Source organism: Brevibacillus sp. BD137 (assembly GCF_041644655.1).
Lineage (GTDB): Bacteria > Bacillota > Bacilli > Brevibacillales > Brevibacillaceae > Brevibacillus > Brevibacillus brevis_D.
This window is the reverse complement of record NZ_JAOTNO010000011.1, coordinates 65644-80955: the sequence shown is the minus strand read 5'-3', so window position 1 is coordinate 80955 and position 15312 is coordinate 65644. Positions and strand designations below refer to the sequence as shown.

17 protein-coding genes are annotated in these 15312 nt (G+C 47.0%); 8 read left to right on the top strand and 9 right to left on the bottom strand.

Going from position 1 to position 15312, the window contains the following annotated elements; all coding sequences use genetic code 11:
- Positions 1 to 2: 2 nt before the first annotated feature.
- Together ODZ53_RS21530 and ODZ53_RS21525 are read right to left on the bottom strand one after the other, a co-directional pair.
- A complete protein-coding gene (locus ODZ53_RS21530; protein WP_372679913.1) occupies positions 3 to 1406 on the bottom strand; it encodes a sensor histidine kinase in 1404 nt (467 codons plus the stop codon).
- Positions 1403 to 2080 carry a response regulator transcription factor gene (locus ODZ53_RS21525; protein ID WP_087342463.1) on the bottom strand — a complete coding sequence of 226 codons (678 nt, stop codon included), beginning with the start codon at positions 2078 to 2080 and terminating at the stop codon, positions 1403 to 1405. The genes ODZ53_RS21530 and ODZ53_RS21525 overlap by 4 nt, the downstream gene beginning before the upstream one ends.
- 158 nt (positions 2081 to 2238) lie before the next feature.
- On the opposite strand from ODZ53_RS21525, the gene ODZ53_RS21520 reads away from it, so the two are divergent.
- Together ODZ53_RS21520 and ODZ53_RS21515 are read left to right on the top strand one after the other, a co-directional pair.
- Complete coding sequence (locus ODZ53_RS21520) at positions 2239 to 3072, top strand: GNAT family N-acetyltransferase (RefSeq protein ID WP_372679911.1); 834 nt, start codon at positions 2239 to 2241, stop codon at positions 3070 to 3072.
- 63 nt (positions 3073 to 3135) lie between these two features.
- Positions 3136 to 3672, top strand: a complete 537-nt coding sequence (locus ODZ53_RS21515; RefSeq protein ID WP_372679909.1) for a superoxide dismutase family protein — start codon at positions 3136 to 3138, stop codon at positions 3670 to 3672.
- A gap of 62 nt (positions 3673 to 3734) precedes the next feature.
- Here ODZ53_RS21515 and ODZ53_RS21510 read toward each other — a convergent pair whose 3' ends face one another.
- Entirely contained in the window at positions 3735 to 4580 is an 846-nt protein-coding gene (locus tag ODZ53_RS21510) for a 1,4-dihydroxy-6-naphtoate synthase (protein WP_372679907.1), read from the bottom strand.
- Positions 4577 to 5239, bottom strand: a complete 663-nt coding sequence (locus tag ODZ53_RS21505) for a futalosine hydrolase (protein WP_372679905.1) — start codon at positions 5237 to 5239, stop codon at positions 4577 to 4579. The genes ODZ53_RS21510 and ODZ53_RS21505 overlap by 4 nt, the downstream gene beginning before the upstream one ends.
- Before the next feature lie 149 nt (positions 5240 to 5388).
- Between ODZ53_RS21505 and ODZ53_RS21500 the strand changes: the two genes are divergently transcribed.
- Entirely contained in the window at positions 5389 to 6174 is a 786-nt protein-coding gene (locus ODZ53_RS21500) for a class I SAM-dependent methyltransferase (protein ID WP_372679903.1), read from the top strand.
- 52 nt (positions 6175 to 6226) lie between these two features.
- Here ODZ53_RS21500 and ODZ53_RS21495 read toward each other — a convergent pair whose 3' ends face one another.
- Positions 6227 to 6589: a VOC family protein gene (locus ODZ53_RS21495; protein WP_012684683.1), complete on the bottom strand. Its 363-nt coding sequence runs from the start codon at positions 6587 to 6589 to the stop codon at positions 6227 to 6229.
- A 207-nt stretch (positions 6590 to 6796) separates the two neighbouring features.
- On the opposite strand from ODZ53_RS21495, the gene ODZ53_RS21490 reads away from it, so the two are divergent.
- From ODZ53_RS21490 to eutH, 3 genes are all read left to right on the top strand, one after another.
- A complete protein-coding gene (locus ODZ53_RS21490) occupies positions 6797 to 7396 on the top strand; it encodes a nitroreductase family protein (protein ID WP_016738944.1) in 600 nt (199 codons plus the stop codon).
- A gap of 246 nt (positions 7397 to 7642) precedes the next feature.
- The gene (locus ODZ53_RS21485) at positions 7643 to 7843 is read left to right on the top strand and encodes a cold-shock protein (protein ID WP_007725380.1); all 201 of its coding nucleotides are present in this window, start codon (positions 7643 to 7645) and stop codon (positions 7841 to 7843) included.
- A 375-nt stretch (positions 7844 to 8218) separates the two neighbouring features.
- Positions 8219 to 9490 (top strand): ethanolamine utilization protein EutH, encoded by a 1272-nt coding sequence (gene eutH / locus ODZ53_RS21480; protein WP_012684681.1) that lies wholly within the window; start codon positions 8219 to 8221, stop codon positions 9488 to 9490.
- A 37-nt stretch (positions 9491 to 9527) separates the two neighbouring features.
- Here eutH and ODZ53_RS21475 read toward each other — a convergent pair whose 3' ends face one another.
- Together ODZ53_RS21475 and ODZ53_RS21470 are read right to left on the bottom strand one after the other, a co-directional pair.
- Complete coding sequence (locus tag ODZ53_RS21475) at positions 9528 to 10172, bottom strand: DUF2625 domain-containing protein (RefSeq protein ID WP_372679900.1); 645 nt, start codon at positions 10170 to 10172, stop codon at positions 9528 to 9530.
- An 89-nt stretch (positions 10173 to 10261) separates the two neighbouring features.
- Positions 10262 to 10750 carry an SRPBCC family protein gene (locus ODZ53_RS21470; protein ID WP_372679898.1) on the bottom strand — a complete coding sequence of 163 codons (489 nt, stop codon included), beginning with the start codon at positions 10748 to 10750 and terminating at the stop codon, positions 10262 to 10264.
- 241 nt (positions 10751 to 10991) lie between these two features.
- On the opposite strand from ODZ53_RS21470, the gene ODZ53_RS21465 reads away from it, so the two are divergent.
- Entirely contained in the window at positions 10992 to 11873 is an 882-nt protein-coding gene (locus ODZ53_RS21465; RefSeq protein ID WP_372679896.1) for a YitT family protein, read from the top strand.
- 350 nt (positions 11874 to 12223) lie between these two features.
- On the top strand, positions 12224 to 12718 hold the full coding sequence (locus ODZ53_RS21460; protein ID WP_372679894.1) for a GNAT family N-acetyltransferase: 495 nt from the start codon (positions 12224 to 12226) through the stop codon (positions 12716 to 12718).
- Between the two features lie 52 nt (positions 12719 to 12770).
- Here the strand turns inward: ODZ53_RS21460 and ODZ53_RS21455 are convergent, their stop codons facing one another.
- Entirely contained in the window at positions 12771 to 14510 is a 1740-nt protein-coding gene (locus ODZ53_RS21455) for a sensor histidine kinase (protein ID WP_372679892.1), read from the bottom strand.
- Complete coding sequence (locus tag ODZ53_RS21450; RefSeq protein WP_372679890.1) at positions 14507 to 15223, bottom strand: response regulator transcription factor; 717 nt, start codon at positions 15221 to 15223, stop codon at positions 14507 to 14509. The genes ODZ53_RS21455 and ODZ53_RS21450 overlap by 4 nt, the downstream gene beginning before the upstream one ends.
- Positions 15224 to 15312 lie beyond the last annotated feature (89 nt).

Genomic DNA, 15312 nt, shown 5'->3' with positions numbered 1-15312 from the left:
ATTCACTGACGAAGCGGCACAAAAACAGTCACAGTCGTGCCTTTCTGCTCCACACTCTGAATCGTTATACTTCCGTTGTAACGTGCCAGCAATCGTTTGGCGATGGCAAGCCCGAGTCCATACCCGCTCTCCCCGCTATTTCTTGCTTTGTCTACCCGATACAATCGGTCCAAGACATACGGCAAGTCCCGCTCGGGTATGCCGATTCCTTCATCAATGATTTCCATACAGGCAACCTTTTCTTGCACCTTGGCCCTCACGCAGATTCTCCTGCTCTCCCCGGAATACTTAACCGCATTATCCAATAGGATCAGTAGCACTTGCTCCAGGTGTTCTTCCGATATGGCTAAGGTTTCTCCGCCCAAAGGACCAAGCTCTTGCTCAATTGTAAATGTCGGCTGAATCATAGCAAATTTCTTGACCATGTGACAGACGGCTCGATCCGGATCATTTAGCGCAACATCCTCTTCTACCTCCACATGCTCCGCTCTCGTCAAAGCGAGCAGCTCCTGCACCAGTCCTTTTAGTCTGGCGAGCTCTTGAATCGATGTCTGCAAGGATTCCTCCAAAACAGCCGGATCATTTTTGCCCCAGCGCCGGAGCATTCCCAGATGCCCTTCGATAATCGCGATCGGCGTCCGCAGCTCATGTGAGGCATCTTCGACGAATTGTCTCTGCTGCAAAAAGGAACGCTCCACCTGATCCATCATTTTATTGAACATTTTCATCAGGGTCGCAATCTCATCCTGATTATCGTGAAACTGCACACGTTCATGGAATCCTTTTTGCCGGACGTTGCTCATCGTTTCATTCATCGATTGCAGGGGCCTAAGTAACTGCCTCGCGAGCAATCTTCCACCCAGACCGCTTATGATAACAGCGGTCAAACACCCGATTGCCATGACCTGAAAGAGCGCACCACTCAGCTGCTCAAACTCTTTCATATTCTTTAGAATCATCACTATCCCGTTAAATTGAAAGATCGTAAGCGGACTGCTCATGATCAACAGGTCACCACGCACTTCTTGGGTCTGGGTCCGAATCGACTGAACAGGTGGAAGCGATGGCAGTGTGATATCTTGAAAATTTTCCGATACGACAACAATCGGTTTACCCTCTTCGTCCAAAATGCGAATCATCTGGTTTCGTTGATTAATTTTCTCCAAGAAGCTGCGCAGCTCTGTGAGGTCCTCGCCCTCAAAAGATTGCTCTTTTTCCAGCGCGTAGTTGAGGAATTCTCTCATTGTCTGTTGCACAACCTGCTGTTCCTGATTAAACATCCACTTCTCTACAAAAAAATATTGAAAGCTATTATAGCCAATGAATACAACAAAAAGCAGAAGCGACGACCAGAGTGTCAGCTTCCATTTGATCGGGAGCTGTAAAAATCTCGATGGTCCTCTCATTTTCGCATCACATAGCCAATCCCGCGTACAGTCGAGATATAGCTGTCCTCATTGGGGGAATCGATTTTATTGCGCAAATATCGAACGTACACATCGACAACATTGGTCTCGACAGCCGCCTCGAATCCCCACACGGTATCGAGCAGCACGTCACGAGGCAGGACTCGATTGATGTTTTTCATGAACGTCACGAGCAAATCATACTCTCTTTTGGTCAACTCAACAGGTTGATTATTTTTGGTTACGATACGTCCCTCTATTTGGACCACCAGCCCTCTGTGCGCGAGCATGGTTCGGGGGACATTCTCCTGTTCTTCCTGACGGCGAAACACAACGCGAATGCGTGCCAATAGCTCCTCGATCGCGAAGGGCTTCGGAATATAATCATCGGCCCCACTGTCCAAGCCAAAGACGCGGTCCGTAATACTGTCTCTGGCTGTCAGCATAATAATCGGCGTTTTTTTCACGCTGCGTATTTTTTGACAAACCGCAATACCATCAAGCCCCGGAAGCATGACGTCCAATAATATGACATCCCATTCTTCCTGTAAAGCGAGCTTGAGTCCTTTATGTCCATCATGCGCGACTGTAATCGCAAACGATTCGTAGCTAAGCTCCAGTTCAATAAATCGGGCCATATTGATCTCATCTTCTATCAGCAGCACTCTTTTCACGTTTTGCCCACCCTTTTTCCCATGCTGGGGAATTCCACCTGATTGTAGATGAAAATAATTATCAGCGTCAATGTTCACGCAGGAAAAGGAACTTCCTCTTCGCTTGGTAAATACTTACTTATGATCATATAGAACTTTTTAAAAGGAAGTGGATTCACTTGTACCTCGTAAAAGGAAACCAACAGTTGGCAGGGCAGCTTCTCCATGATAAAAGCGATGTGATGTTTGCAGGTGTGGTCGCAGGCAATCATCCCGGGTTGCTTTGGGTAGATCATCCCGACAAGCCTACCTGTGCACTCGTATGGTCAACCGGTCTAAGTGGCTTCGCTTTCCTCGGAGTACCGAGCAAAAGCATTCACCCCGCTGCTTTCACTACTTTTTTTCAAACACAAATTGGCCCTATTTTATTGCAAAAGGACCTTAGCTATTTTGAATTCTCACGGGAATCAAAAGAGTGGGACTCACTTCTCACGCCTATTATGGACAGTAGCAGCTGGGAGACGAGTACCCAATTCGTCTATCTGTCTTCTCGTGATCAGGGAGAAGAACCTTCTCTTGTTATTCCTGCCCCCTACTATTCTATTGAACTGGGGGAAAGCCTTTTACGCGGGCGCGATACCGTAATTCCTCGCAACCTCGATTTTGTGACCGACTACCTCCATGAGTATTGGTACTCCATCGATGAATTTTTGGAAAAGGGCTACGGATATGCTGCCCTTACGACTGATCACGAAGTGGCGAGCATTTGTATGTCCACAGCGGTCTATCAGTCGACTCATGCCATCGGCGTAGAAACACTAGAGCCTTATCGTCAAAAAGGCTTGTCTAGTACACTGGCTTATCAATTGAAAAATCGGCTTCATCAGGAAGCAGCCACTGTGTGGTGGGACTGTATGGATTCAAATATTGCCTCGCAAAAAACGGCTGAAAAGGCTGGACTGCATCTCTCGCATCGTTATGAAATCGCTTGGTTTTCCTACCCAGCCCAGTAACCATACGCCCACCACTTACATAAGATATGTCAAACTGGTTCATGAAGTAAGGTGGTGTATAACATGCACGGATATCAGCCTTATGAATACCCATATGAATATGACTTGCAAGCCGTGTCCTCACAACATGGACGGAGAACAGGACAATCTTTTGCTGAAATTCAGGGTGGTCCGCTGGCACCGGATCTGCACGGCTACATTGTGTTTACCGATGTCCCCTACGGCACCGACGTGTTCGTGGAAGTCAGTGGCCTCCCCGCTTTCCAGCCGGCCACTGGCAATCAGCCGCAAATCGGGCCATTTGGTTTTCATTTGCATGAGCATGGCGTCTGCACGGTAGGAAATCCGAATGATCCCTTTACGGCAGCAGGCAGTCATTGGAACCCTACACAACAACCACATGGCAACCACGTCGGCGACTTCCCCGTGCTGTTTTCCAATGACGGCTATGCACGAATGACTTTTTTCACAAACAAAATCAGTGCAGCCGATGTGGTCGGCAGAAGCGTGATCATCCATCAAAGTCCAGATGATTTCCATTCACAGCCGGCAGGAAATAGCGGAAAACGCCTGGCATGTGGATTGATCTACGCTGGATAAGCTTCACTCGAACAGGAAAAGGGGGCAACCCTGAAAGCTGCCCCCTCGCATTATTGAATTAGCTAGCGCCGTAATGTCGACAAATCAAATGCTGGGACAAGCCCTTCCTCGGCTGCACGACCGAGCAACGCCTCTACAGCTGCATAACCATCATTTCCCAAATTTCTCGTAAACTCATTCACGTACAAGTTAATATGCGCTTGCGCTACCTCCAGCGATAGCTCTTGGGCATGGGACATAACATATTCTTGTGATGCGGTCGGATTCGCCCATGCATATTCCACAGAGGAGCGCGTCCAATTCGTCAGAGCCTCGATATCCATTGATTTTTTCGCGATGATGGCACCTAGCGGAATTGGCAAACTGGTATCAGATTCCCACCAGTTGCCCAAGTCAGTCATAAGCGACAGCCCGTAGTTTTGATACGTAAAACGCGCCTCGTGGATCACGAGTCCTGCATCGATCTTGCCGTCACGTACAGAAGGCATAATCTCATGAAACGGCATGACGACGATTTCCCCTACACCACCATGGACATTTTGTGCAGCCCAGAGCCGGAACAGTAAATATGCTGTGGAGCGCTCACTTGGAACCGCTACACGTTTGTTGGACAGGCGTGCTGGATCGTTCGCACTCTCGCCAGAATTTCCTTGGGTCAAAACGAGTGGCCCGCATCCTCTGCCCAGTGCACCGCCGCAAGGGAGCAACGAGTAATTGTCCATCACCCATGGCAATGCCGCATAGGAGATTTTCATTACTTCAGGGCCTTCTCCCTGTGCAGCAAGTGTATTCGTAATATCGATATCTGCGTACATAATATCGAGCTTTGGCGCTCCCGGAATCAAATCATGTGCCCAGGCATGAAAAACAAAAGTGTCATTCGGACATGGTGAAAATGCAATTTTCATGATAGTACCTCCCGTAGTACAGAGCTTCCCTTTTCCAGAGATTCCAACGCATCTTTTATCCGCCAAGCAGATTTATCCCGCGGTCCAATTGCATTCGATACCGTGCGAATTTCCAGAACAGGTCGTCTGGTAGCCTGGGCAGCAGTTGCAACGCCATACCCCTCCATCGCTTCAGCTAGCGCGTCTGGCATCCGCTGCGCCAAAGCCGCCGCTGTTTCCGCTGTTCCCGTCACGGTGGATAGTGTAAGGACAATGCCTTTTTTGGCAACCAAGCCTGCCGCTTTCATCGAATTGGTCAGCTGTTCCACCAACTCCTGGTCAACACTTACTTTCGCTGATCCAAATCCGAGCTCGTCCACACTGCAAAAGCCCTCAGGGGTTTCTGCCCCCAAATCTGCACAAATAATCTCTGTCGCGACAACCAGTGACCCAATCTCTGCTTGCCCTACGAATCCACCGCATATTCCTGCACAAATGACCAGATCGTAATCCGCGCAAGCAAGCTCTCTAGCTGTACTCGCTGCGGCTGCTGCGGGCCCTACTCCCCCAGCGATGACAGTGAATCGCTCATCTCCTTGAATGCCGCGCATCACTGCATCCCGTTCTGCGTCAACGGAGGTCACGACCAGAATGCTTCTATATTGTTGTGACAAAATCATTTGCCCTGTCTCCTTTCAACCGCTTTCCACCTTCCACGTTATCGCTACTTTTCGTTCGTGTAAAGCCGTTTAAAGAGTTTGTCAAAAGACAGGAAAATACTTACAATGAATCCTGTTGTGCATTTTCACTAGATGAGAGGTGACCGATCATGCTTCATCCACCGAATCCGAACACCCATCCTGACTGGCTCTCCCCCCACTCTTTGGCCTGGTACACGCAGTTGAGCAAAATGACTGGTGAATACGTATACCCATGGCGCTCTACCATTACGGAACCGAATGGCGAGTCGCTTTTTATGGAAGAAATTAGTCGTCTGGTTCCGAATCAATCCGTTCTCGACATCGGCTGCGGGCACGGTGCATTCACACTGCACTGGAGCCGTTCTGCCAAAGAAATCGTCGGCTTGGATGTGACAGAAGACTTTGTGCAAAAGGCCCGTATGCAAACACCCGAAAACGTCTCCTTCGTTGTTACCAATACGAAATATACCCTCCCCTTCCATGACGATACGTTCGATTGCGCCTACAATCGCAAGGGACCTACCTCCGCCTATCCAGATATAGCACGTGTCGTCAAAAGAGGAGGCTCGTTCATCGGATTACATCCGGGCGATCAGTTGTCCGCCGAATTATTCGAATGGTTTCCTCATTTATTTGGTTCACGTCCAGCAGACACTCCGATCCTGAAAAATCTACAGGAGAGACTCAGACAAGCTACTTTCCAGCGAGTGGATATTCAGACGGTGATTGCCACCGAGTATTTTCAGACCCCACTTGATGTCATTCGTATGCGTTGCTTCGGGCAAAGTCCCACTATTCTCACGTCCGCCATCGAACAACACATGGACAGTGTTCTGCCGATTTTTGACCATTATGCGACTTCTAACGGTCTGCCCACTACGCATATGTATTACCTTGTTCGCGCGATTGTTTGATTCGTCTTATTAAAAACCTCCAGCCGTATTTGGCCAGAGGTCGTCACTACTCTTATCCTTTTAGCAAAAAGCTGTTGCCGTCTTCATCCTGAAAAGTCGCATAGGTCCCCCATTGCATCTTGTTCAGTTCTCCTTGAAAAACAACGCCGTTCGCCCGCATCGTTTCGTACGTCTTTTCAACTTCTGTACATTCAAAAACGATCGAGGCCTTTTGTTCCTGCCAGTTGCTCATCATACTTTTCGGATAGAGCACCAAAGCAGTCTGGGCACCTGCTGGTCCTACCTCCAGCCAACTGCTGTTTGGTCCCATCGGGTGCTCTTGCTTGACCTCAAATCCAACCTTCTCTGTCCAGAACACTTTTGCACGTTGCTGATCTTCTACGTAAACAGCTACCGTTGCCATTTTTGTAATCATAATATCCTCCTTAACTAATTCGAGCATTTATCATCCCATTTTAACCGAAAAAAAGTTTACTTATCGCTATCAGCAAACCCAAATGTTGACAACAGTTGCGCGCAATTTTATATTTAATTACGAAATGTAAGAAACAAAGCATTGAATAAGCTTCTCCCTTTCAATGCATCATGTTAGTGTAAAAACAAGTTGCAGGAGGAATGCAAAGTGGGTAAGGATTTTATTGCAGCCGTAAAAGATAGAAGAACGTACTATGGAATCAGCAAGGAAAACGTTGTATCTGATGAACGTATTAAAGAGATCGTGCAGGAAGCAGTAAAGTACACCCCATCGGCATTCAACTCCCAAAGCGCTCGCGTTGTTGTCCTCTTGGGTGCGGAGCACGATAAGCTGTGGAACATTACCAAGGAAACGCTGCGTAAAATCGTTCCCGCTGAAAATTTCGGAGCCACGGAAGAAAAAATGAATTCCTTCGGTAGCGGCTACGGCACTGTTCTTTTCTTTGAAGACCAAAGCGTCGTCCAAAACCTCATGCAGCAATTCGAAGCGTACAAAGATAATTTCCCGATTTGGTCCGAGCAATCTTCCGGAATGCTTCAGTATGTTGTGTGGACTGCGTTGGAAACCGAGGGCTTCGGTGCTTCCTTGCAGCATTACAATCCACTCATCGATGAAGCAGTCCAACAAACGTGGAAGATCCCTAGCGAATGGAAGCTGAGAGCACAAATGCCTTTTGGCAAACCAACCGCTCAACCAGGCGAAAAACAATTCCAGCCGTTGGATGAGAGAGTGAAGTTCTTTTCCTAAGTAATTTTTGTTCCATGTCTGTAATGGACGGCTCAAAATTTCCTATTCGGGCCGTCCTTTTGTGTATTGAGCGATTGCTTTCCTCTGTCGTCTGTGATAGTATTAGTTTAAACAAAAGATTCTTATTTAAAGCGTTCACATATTGTAAAGGGTTTACACTTATGTTCGAACCTTTTACAATGTGTGAATTTTATTTTATATAAATAAAAGTTACATATTCATTTTATTTTGTTGGAGGTAACACCCATGCAAACAGGTACAGTTAAATGGTTCAACGCAGAAAAAGGTTATGGCTTCATCGCAGTTGAAGGCGGAAACGATGTATTCGTTCACTTCAGCGCAATCCAAGGCGACGGTTTCAAAACCCTCGAAGAAGGCCAACGCGTAGAATTCAACGTAGTTGAAGGCAACCGTGGTCCACAAGCTGAGAACGTAACAAAACTGTAAATTACACATAAAGCTGCCCTTGCGAATAACAAGGGTGGCTTTTTTTTCCATACCTTTTTCCTCACATAATTCGTTCTTTGTTCCTAAAGGGCAGTTGACATTAGCCATGCCTCCCCATATAATCTCTTTATAATGCAGAGTAAAGCAACGGCGCTTTCTAGCATAAAATATTCAGAATGTACACAAGGGAATAAACGCGACATGTATTTTCCGTTTATTTTTAGCGAGCTATGAAAGCGGTTCCAGTTGACTGTTATTACCATTACCTGTAAACAAGTTCATAAAAGTAAGCAAAGGCGCTTAGGGTATCACTCATTTATTTAATGAGATCCTAAGTGCTTTTATTGTTTACATCCGCAAAAAGGTGGGATATCCATGGAGCACATTGGAAGCGTCATTATTTACATCATCATGTTATGTGCAGTAATTGGTGCCATTGCCGCGATCCGCAACAGCGATGAGGGTCTCGGTAAGGAGTTCATGGAAGGGATTCACTCAACAGGTTACATCTTCGTTCCTGCCGCCGGTATTATGGCGTCCCTCCCGTACATCTCTTGGTTCGTAGAAAAAGCGGTATCACCCATCTTTAACAAAATTGGAGCAGATCCTGCGATTGCGGCAACTGCGATTCTCGCATCTGACATGGGTGGCTATCAGTTGGCAAACCTCCTGAAGACCTCCACAGAAGGTTGGATTATGGCGATGATCGTCGGTCTAATGGCTGGTGCTACGATCGTGTTCTCCATCCCTATGGGACTTGCTATGTTGGACAAGCGCGATCATAAATACATGGCGCTTGGCGTAATGTCCGGTATTTTGACAGTTCCGATCGGTGCTTTTATCTCCAGTGCCATTCTCGTTTTGACAAATGCAGAGGTTCGCAATGAAATTTCGACGAACGCTGAATCGACTTATGCTTTTGCCATTGGCTTCGGACAGGTACTGTTGAACCTTTCACCAATTTTGTTCTTCGTATTAGCGATTGCTGCTGGTCTGCGCTTCCTGCCAGACTTGATGATTAAAGGCTTTATGATTTTCGGAAAAACAATGGATGCAGCTATCAAGCTCGTACTCGTTTTCTCGATCGTGCAACACTTTACTGGCATCTTCACAAAGATTTTCGGAGCATGGGGCTTTGATCCGATCATCGCCGATCCAACTGACCAATACCGTGCGTTGGAGACCGCTGGTTACATCGGTATCATGCTCGCAGGTGCGTTCCCAATGGTTTACATGCTGCGTAAATATGCAGCGAAGCCACTGGAAGTATTGGGTAATAAGCTTGGCATGAGCCCTTCTGGTAGTGCAGGCTTGCTCGCAACGAGCGCAAACATCCTGGCGATGTTTCGTCTCATTCGTTCCATGCCGCCTAAAGACAAGGTTATCAACATTTCCTTCGGGGTTTGTTCCGCTTTCTTGCTAGGTGACCACTTGTCCTTCTCGGCAAACTTCCAACCAAACATTATCTTGCCGGTCATGCTCGGCAAATTGGGTGCAGGTATTATCGGGATTGCTTTTGCTTACTGGCTCTCCGTACCGAAAGCCCTTGAACTGGAAAAACAAGATCGTGCTGCTGGAATTATCGGACCAGATGAGTATCTGGATACACACAACGCTCAAGCTGAAGTTGCAGCAACCAAACAATAAAAGTAAAAGAGCGGTCCTTCGTGGGCCGCTCTTTCCTTTACACACCGTTCTTGCTCATCTCCCAAATTTCCAATGCAGGTACCGGCTTTTTGGAGCACCCATCCATCGTTAATTCACGAGCTTCTTTTGACCACAAAAAAGGATATATTGCGAACATTCCATCGCCTTTCAGCTCGGAAACGTCCTTGTCCCAATCCGTCCAGAAAAATGTCTTATAAAACGTATGGATATCCCCGGTCATTGCCCAGTGCAAAAAGTCGGTAAAGCCAATTTCAAGATCCTCCCACGCAAGACTGTCCGGAGCGAAATACCATATACCGCCTACCGAATCCGGAAACATTCCACCATTGATCGCAAAGAATCCCCCTATGACATCGTCTGCTACCAGCAGCATCCCGTTCAAGGCACATTGCTGGTTCCAAGAAGTGATGGAACGCGGCAAATGAGGATGGCCAGACCCTAGAATCCTTAGCCAGCCTTGGTGAATCAGAATCCCGCCTGTTTCAAAAGCAACAGCACCTAGCGTTGACCTCGTCGTCACTTGTAAATCAACAAGCTGTTTTTTCCCTTTCTCCAGTTCAGCTGGAAGAAGAGTAATTTTCCGCTCTGATGCTGACTGCCATTTTTTTATTTCATCCATTGCTGAATCCTTTTCGCAGTACAATTCCTCGAAGCTTTTCATTTTCAGTCTCCACCACCGATTTCCGCCAATCTCGCCAAAACAAACAATAGTATGGATGCTGTTTGCCGTGACGGATGAATCCTCAACATCTACCCTTGATGGGCAGCAGCCTGTGGAGAGCAGCACAGATCCCTTTTGCCCGATTCAAGTGCAGACTTCAGGCTACCCAACACATGAGACCAAGCCATTTCGTGCCAGCCCCGAGCCTTTTCCCACTCCTCTCCCTCTTTCCAACCGAAATGCTCGACCAATACTTGCGTTTTCCCCGCTGTTTCAGACAAGGTGACAAGCACATATGTCAAAGCATCCTCGTGATTCATGGTATCTGCGAATTCATCCGGTCCCTTCCATGTGAAGCCCAGGCGCTCCTTCGGTTCAAAATGGGTAATGATGCAACCTTTCGTCCCCATCTGGTCGCGATTGGCTGGGTTGAAGTACAATTCATAGGCTCCGCCCAGGTACGGCTCAATCGTTGCATCAGGCGCAAACCACTGAACTAGCCGTTCCTTTCGTGTCCATGCCCACCAAACCAGCTCTATAGATGATGATACTTCTATCTCCGCTTTCAAGAAACCCATGGAACATCCCCCTAACTGTTTTCCTAACAGTTTGAAAATAGCAATTTCTGTATAACCAGTCAATACAGAACACTCGTATCCTCAACATTCACGCCCGAACGAGATTTCAAGCGTATAAATGAGTCTGAACAAGTCTGAATGGATTATTTTTTACTAAAAAGTGTAATTATGCAGTAATCGCATAAGAATGAATGCTATAATAGTTGAGTAAGTAAAAAATTTCACAATGGGGAGAGGAACGATGGAACAACCACTTGCTAAATCGGCTCATCAGAAATTACCCATTGGAAAATTGCTCAAGAGGGTCTTCGGTATCCTGATTGGTGCTTCCCTGTTTTCGGTAGCGCTCGAGATTTTTCTCGTACCGAACAATATTATCGACGGTGGAATCGTAGGTATCTCGATTATTACCTCGCATCTGTCTGGAATCCCTCTTGGCGTTTTCCTGTTTGTGCTTAACCTGCCCTTCTTGATCATAGGGTACAAGCAAATCGGAAAAACGTTTGCACTATCAACCCTCTTCGGGGTTACGATCATGTCAGTTGGAACGACATTCCTACACGAAGTAAAAGGGCTAACGGATGATCCCTTGCTTGCGGCTGTTTTTGGCGGCATACTTCTCGGGATTGGGGTAGGACTCGTTCTCCGTTATGGAGGCTCTCTGGACGGTACAGAGATCGTCGCTGTACTGCTTAACAAGAAATCTCCATTCTCCGTTGGTGAGATCGTAATGTTCATGAACTTATTCATTTTGAGCAGTGCCGGATTTGTATTCGGTTGGGATCGCGCGATGTACTCGCTGATCGCCTATTACATTGCATTCAAAATGATCGATCTGACCATCGAAGGCTTCCAGGAGTCCAAAGCCGTATGGATTATTAGCGACAATCACAAGGATTTGGGAGATGCGATTGTTGCTCGTCTGGGCCGTGGCGTTACCTATTTGAATGGTGAGGGCGGCTATACCGGAGACGACAAGAAAGTGATTTTCTGCATCATTACGCGTTTGGAAGAAGCCAAGCTGAAGCTGATCGTGGAAGAAGTGGACCCGAGTGCCTTCCTGGCTGTCGGCAATATTCACGATGTGCGCGGTGGGCAATTTAAGAAGAACGCGATTCATTAAAGGGAAAAAAGTGTACCCTATAGAGTGGGCGTTTGGGAACGTCTGTCTATAGGGTATTTTTTGTATGTTAATAATATATGGTAATATTTTCGAAGACTTTCTTTTTTCTATCTGAATTATTGTTTTTTAAAGTTAACATCTCAGCATGGGTAAGATTACGTATTTTTTACAAAAATCGATGTTTGATTTCCGTTGAAACTAATAAACAAATCTTGTTTATCTCCGCCACCATTCTGAACCATAATTTATTGTTTTTTCTTGCATGCATCAAACACCTTCTCTTTCAATAATGCCAGAATTCAAAATAAAGTACGATACTCCTATATCTCAAGAAAAAGGAGATTTTCTCAGTGAATCAATCATTCTCGATAGAACGAGTTCCTTTTGAACAGAAACACGCTCTCAAGCAACTGTTGGAGCTGTATACGTACGACTTCACTGAGTTTGAGCCTTTCGAAGTAGATGACGACGGCTTGTTTGGCTACGACTACTTTGAGAAGTATTGGGTTGAACCAGAGCGCCATCCCTTTTTCATCAAGGTTAATGGTAAGCTCGCTGGTTTTGTCCTCGTCCGCATGCTCACAAGCCCTGATGCAAATTTGCCATCGATCCACTCCATTGCTGAATTTTTTATCATGAAACGCTACCGTCGGCTAGGGATCGGAAAAGCGGTCTCCCATCAAATCTTCAAAATGTTCCCGGGTGCCTGGGAAGTCTTTCAATTGGAAAACAACATGCCTGCCATCGGCTTTTGGAGGGCGAGCATCTGCGATTACACAGCCAATCACTATGAAGAGCGTCAAGCGGATGGCAAAGTCATACAAACGTTCATTTCGAGCCCATAGTAGAAAAAGCCAAGGGACAGCGCAAATCCCTTGGCTTTTTTATGAAAACTAACTAGCTGATAACCGCAGGAAAGGTCATCACGACAGCCGTTCCGCTACCCAGCTTACTGTCCACCGTAATCTCTCCCCCGTGCGCCAAAACGAGCTGCTTGGCTATCGCCATACCCAGCCCCGTCCCACTGGTATTCTCTCCTGTATGCCCACCTCGGTAGTATCTTTCAAACAGATTGGCCAGTGTCGTCTCATCCATACCTGGACCATTATCCGCGATTTTGACCACAAACTGATCGGCTGCAATCGATTGTACCTCTACAAGCACGTGTGTACCTGCCGGGGTATACTTGATTGCGTTTGTCAAAATGTTGACGATGATGCGGCGAAACCAGATTAGATCGACCTCGGCCGTTATCGATGGGACATTCGCCGAAAATTCGATATCATGCAAAGACGAGCTCGGATCGTTTACCATATCCACCACAATCCTGCGAATGGTTTCTACGATCGCGACAGGTTGTTTGACCATCGGCAAAGCTTGATTCTTGAGTCGATAGGTCAAATTCAAATCTTCAATCAGCCCGTTCATGTAGTCTGACTTTTCCCGAATCGTTTTCCCAAATTCGCTGACTTCTTTTCTATCCCACTCATACTGTTCCGACTCTAAAAAGGTAGCATAACCGTAAATCGAGCTAAGCGGTGTCTTGAGATCATGGGATAGCCCTGTAATCCATTCCTCTCGCGTCTGCTCGATCTCTTGCTGAAGCTTTTCGTTGGAGCGCAAGGTTTCACTCAGATGCCGGAGAGCGTCAAATACATCCTTGAAAACACGAAATGACTTCTTTTCCTTCCCTCGCCAATTCCTTCCGATTGGTTTCCCCTTTTTTCCGATCGGCTCCTCATAGCGGCCTTGGGCCAGTCTTTCCAGCCAATTCACCATATGCAAGAGCGGCTTGCCTACCCGCCACGCATACCAGCTACCTGCAAATAAAACGACCAGGATCAAAAGAATACCAATCTGAAGGAACGTTTCCTTGACCATGGCATCCTCAGACGTTTCTTGGACACCAGACTGATAGGTTGGATTCGGTGTGCCCACTACGTAGGTCAAGTCGCTCTTCGTGTCATATCGACTGGTGATGCGGACAGGCACATTTTTGGTGGTCTCGCCGTTCTGAAGAGCCTCCGTCATGTCTAACTGGGCAGAAGCGTTCGGGTGATTCCATTGATGGATAAGTTGCCCCGTACGATCGTATACCAAGTACCATGCCTTTTCTTGGGAAAAGCTTTTGTTCAACTCGTCCCATGTCTCCTTGCTCGTTCCCGTTTTTTTTGCGATCAGGCGCTGCATCATTTCTTTTTCCGGAGCGGGTGTTCCATAGAGGATGATCATGTTTTCGTCAGATTGGTTTATAACCCAGTGCGTGACGTGATAGCGAGAAGCATCACGGTCTTCTACATAACTAATCCACTCTCCTGGCCTGAATTGACTGGGAACGTCAGCAGGTGTCCGATAGTTGTACAGTATTTTTCCGTGCTTATCGATAATCTGCAACCAGCCTTGATGTCTCGCCACGCTCTTCTCAATTTCCGGATCGACGCGGATTCGCTTCCCCTCATACTCTATCTTCAATGTCAAATCGGATGCATCCAGCCGGGACAAATCGCTGGACAACTGCTCGTTCATAATGCGCCAGCCTAACCCCAGCATCGCGAAAATCAGAAATAGCAGCAAGACGAGGAGAAAGCCGAACAGTTGCCGGACATATTGAAAAATCAGCTTGTTCCGCAAATTCATGGCTGTCTTGCCGGACTAACCAGCTTGTAGCCCAGCCCTCTCACCGTGACCAAGAGCTTTGGCTGTCCCGGGTTTTCTTCTATGCGTTGACGCAGCTTGTGAATATGCACCATGACTGTATTTTCGTCAAACATCCCGTACTCGTCTTTCCATACATGATCGTAAATTTGTTCTTTCGTAAATACCCGGTTCGGATTCTGGCAGAAAAAGACGAGCAATGAAAATACTTGCGCCGGGCAGTCCACTCGCTCTCCGTTCACGAACAGCTCGGCTGCCTCCACCTTTACTTGAAAACGTCCAAAATCATAGCGCTTTTCTTCCTGCGATGGAGCAGAGCCCCCCAAGGTTCTGCGCAGATGAGCCTTCATCCGGGCAACGACCTCTAATGGATGAAATGGCTTCGTTATGTAATCATCCGCTCCGTAGGCAAATCCGCTTAATTTATCAAAATCGGTACCTTTTGCTGTCAGAAAAAAGATCGGTGCCTTCGTTCGCTGGCGGACTGCTCCGCACAGCTCAAATCCATTTTTATCAGGCAGCATGACATCCAGAATCAACAAGTCGTATGTCTTCTCTTCCACGAGACGAATCGCCTCTGCTGCTGTCGTGCATGTATCAATCTGGACAAAGCCTTCCTTTTTCAGCACTGTTTGGAGCATCTGCAAAATCGCTTCTTCATCATCTACCAGCAAGATTCTTGCTTCTTTCTCCATATCCGTTCCCTCCCTTGCTGTCATACATTCTACCATGAGAAACGGCGCCAATAAAAAAGATAAGGAAATGGTAAGGTAGTGTTTTAGTA

Bases quoted from the DNA above. Each gene is read 5' to 3' on its own strand.
- ODZ53_RS21475 (WP_372679900.1), bottom strand. From the start codon at position 10,172: ATGAAAAGCTTCGAGGAATTGTACTGCGAAAAGGATTCAGCAATGGAT.
- ODZ53_RS21495 (WP_012684683.1), bottom strand. From the start codon at position 6,589: ATGATTACAAAAATGGCAACGGTAGCTGTTTACGTAGAAGATCAGCAA.
- ODZ53_RS21485 (WP_007725380.1), top strand. From the start codon at position 7,643: ATGCAAACAGGTACAGTTAAATGGTTCAACGCAGAAAAAGGTTATGGC.
- ODZ53_RS21455 (WP_372679892.1), bottom strand. From the start codon at position 14,510: ATGAATTTGCGGAACAAGCTGATTTTTCAATATGTCCGGCAACTGTTC.
- ODZ53_RS21510 (WP_372679907.1), bottom strand. From the start codon at position 4,580: ATGAAAATTGCATTTTCACCATGTCCGAATGACACTTTTGTTTTTCAT.
- ODZ53_RS21465 (WP_372679896.1), top strand. From the start codon at position 10,992: ATGGAACAACCACTTGCTAAATCGGCTCATCAGAAATTACCCATTGGA.
- ODZ53_RS21500 (WP_372679903.1), top strand. From the start codon at position 5,389: ATGCTTCATCCACCGAATCCGAACACCCATCCTGACTGGCTCTCCCCC.
- ODZ53_RS21505 (WP_372679905.1), bottom strand. From the start codon at position 5,239: ATGATTTTGTCACAACAATATAGAAGCATTCTGGTCGTGACCTCCGTT.
- ODZ53_RS21530 (WP_372679913.1), bottom strand. From the start codon at position 1,406: ATGAGAGGACCATCGAGATTTTTACAGCTCCCGATCAAATGGAAGCTG.
- ODZ53_RS21470 (WP_372679898.1), bottom strand. From the start codon at position 10,750: ATGGGTTTCTTGAAAGCGGAGATAGAAGTATCATCATCTATAGAGCTG.
- ODZ53_RS21515 (WP_372679909.1), top strand. From the start codon at position 3,136: ATGCACGGATATCAGCCTTATGAATACCCATATGAATATGACTTGCAA.
- ODZ53_RS21450 (WP_372679890.1), bottom strand. From the start codon at position 15,223: ATGGAGAAAGAAGCAAGAATCTTGCTGGTAGATGATGAAGAAGCGATT.
- eutH (WP_012684681.1), top strand. From the start codon at position 8,219: ATGGAGCACATTGGAAGCGTCATTATTTACATCATCATGTTATGTGCA.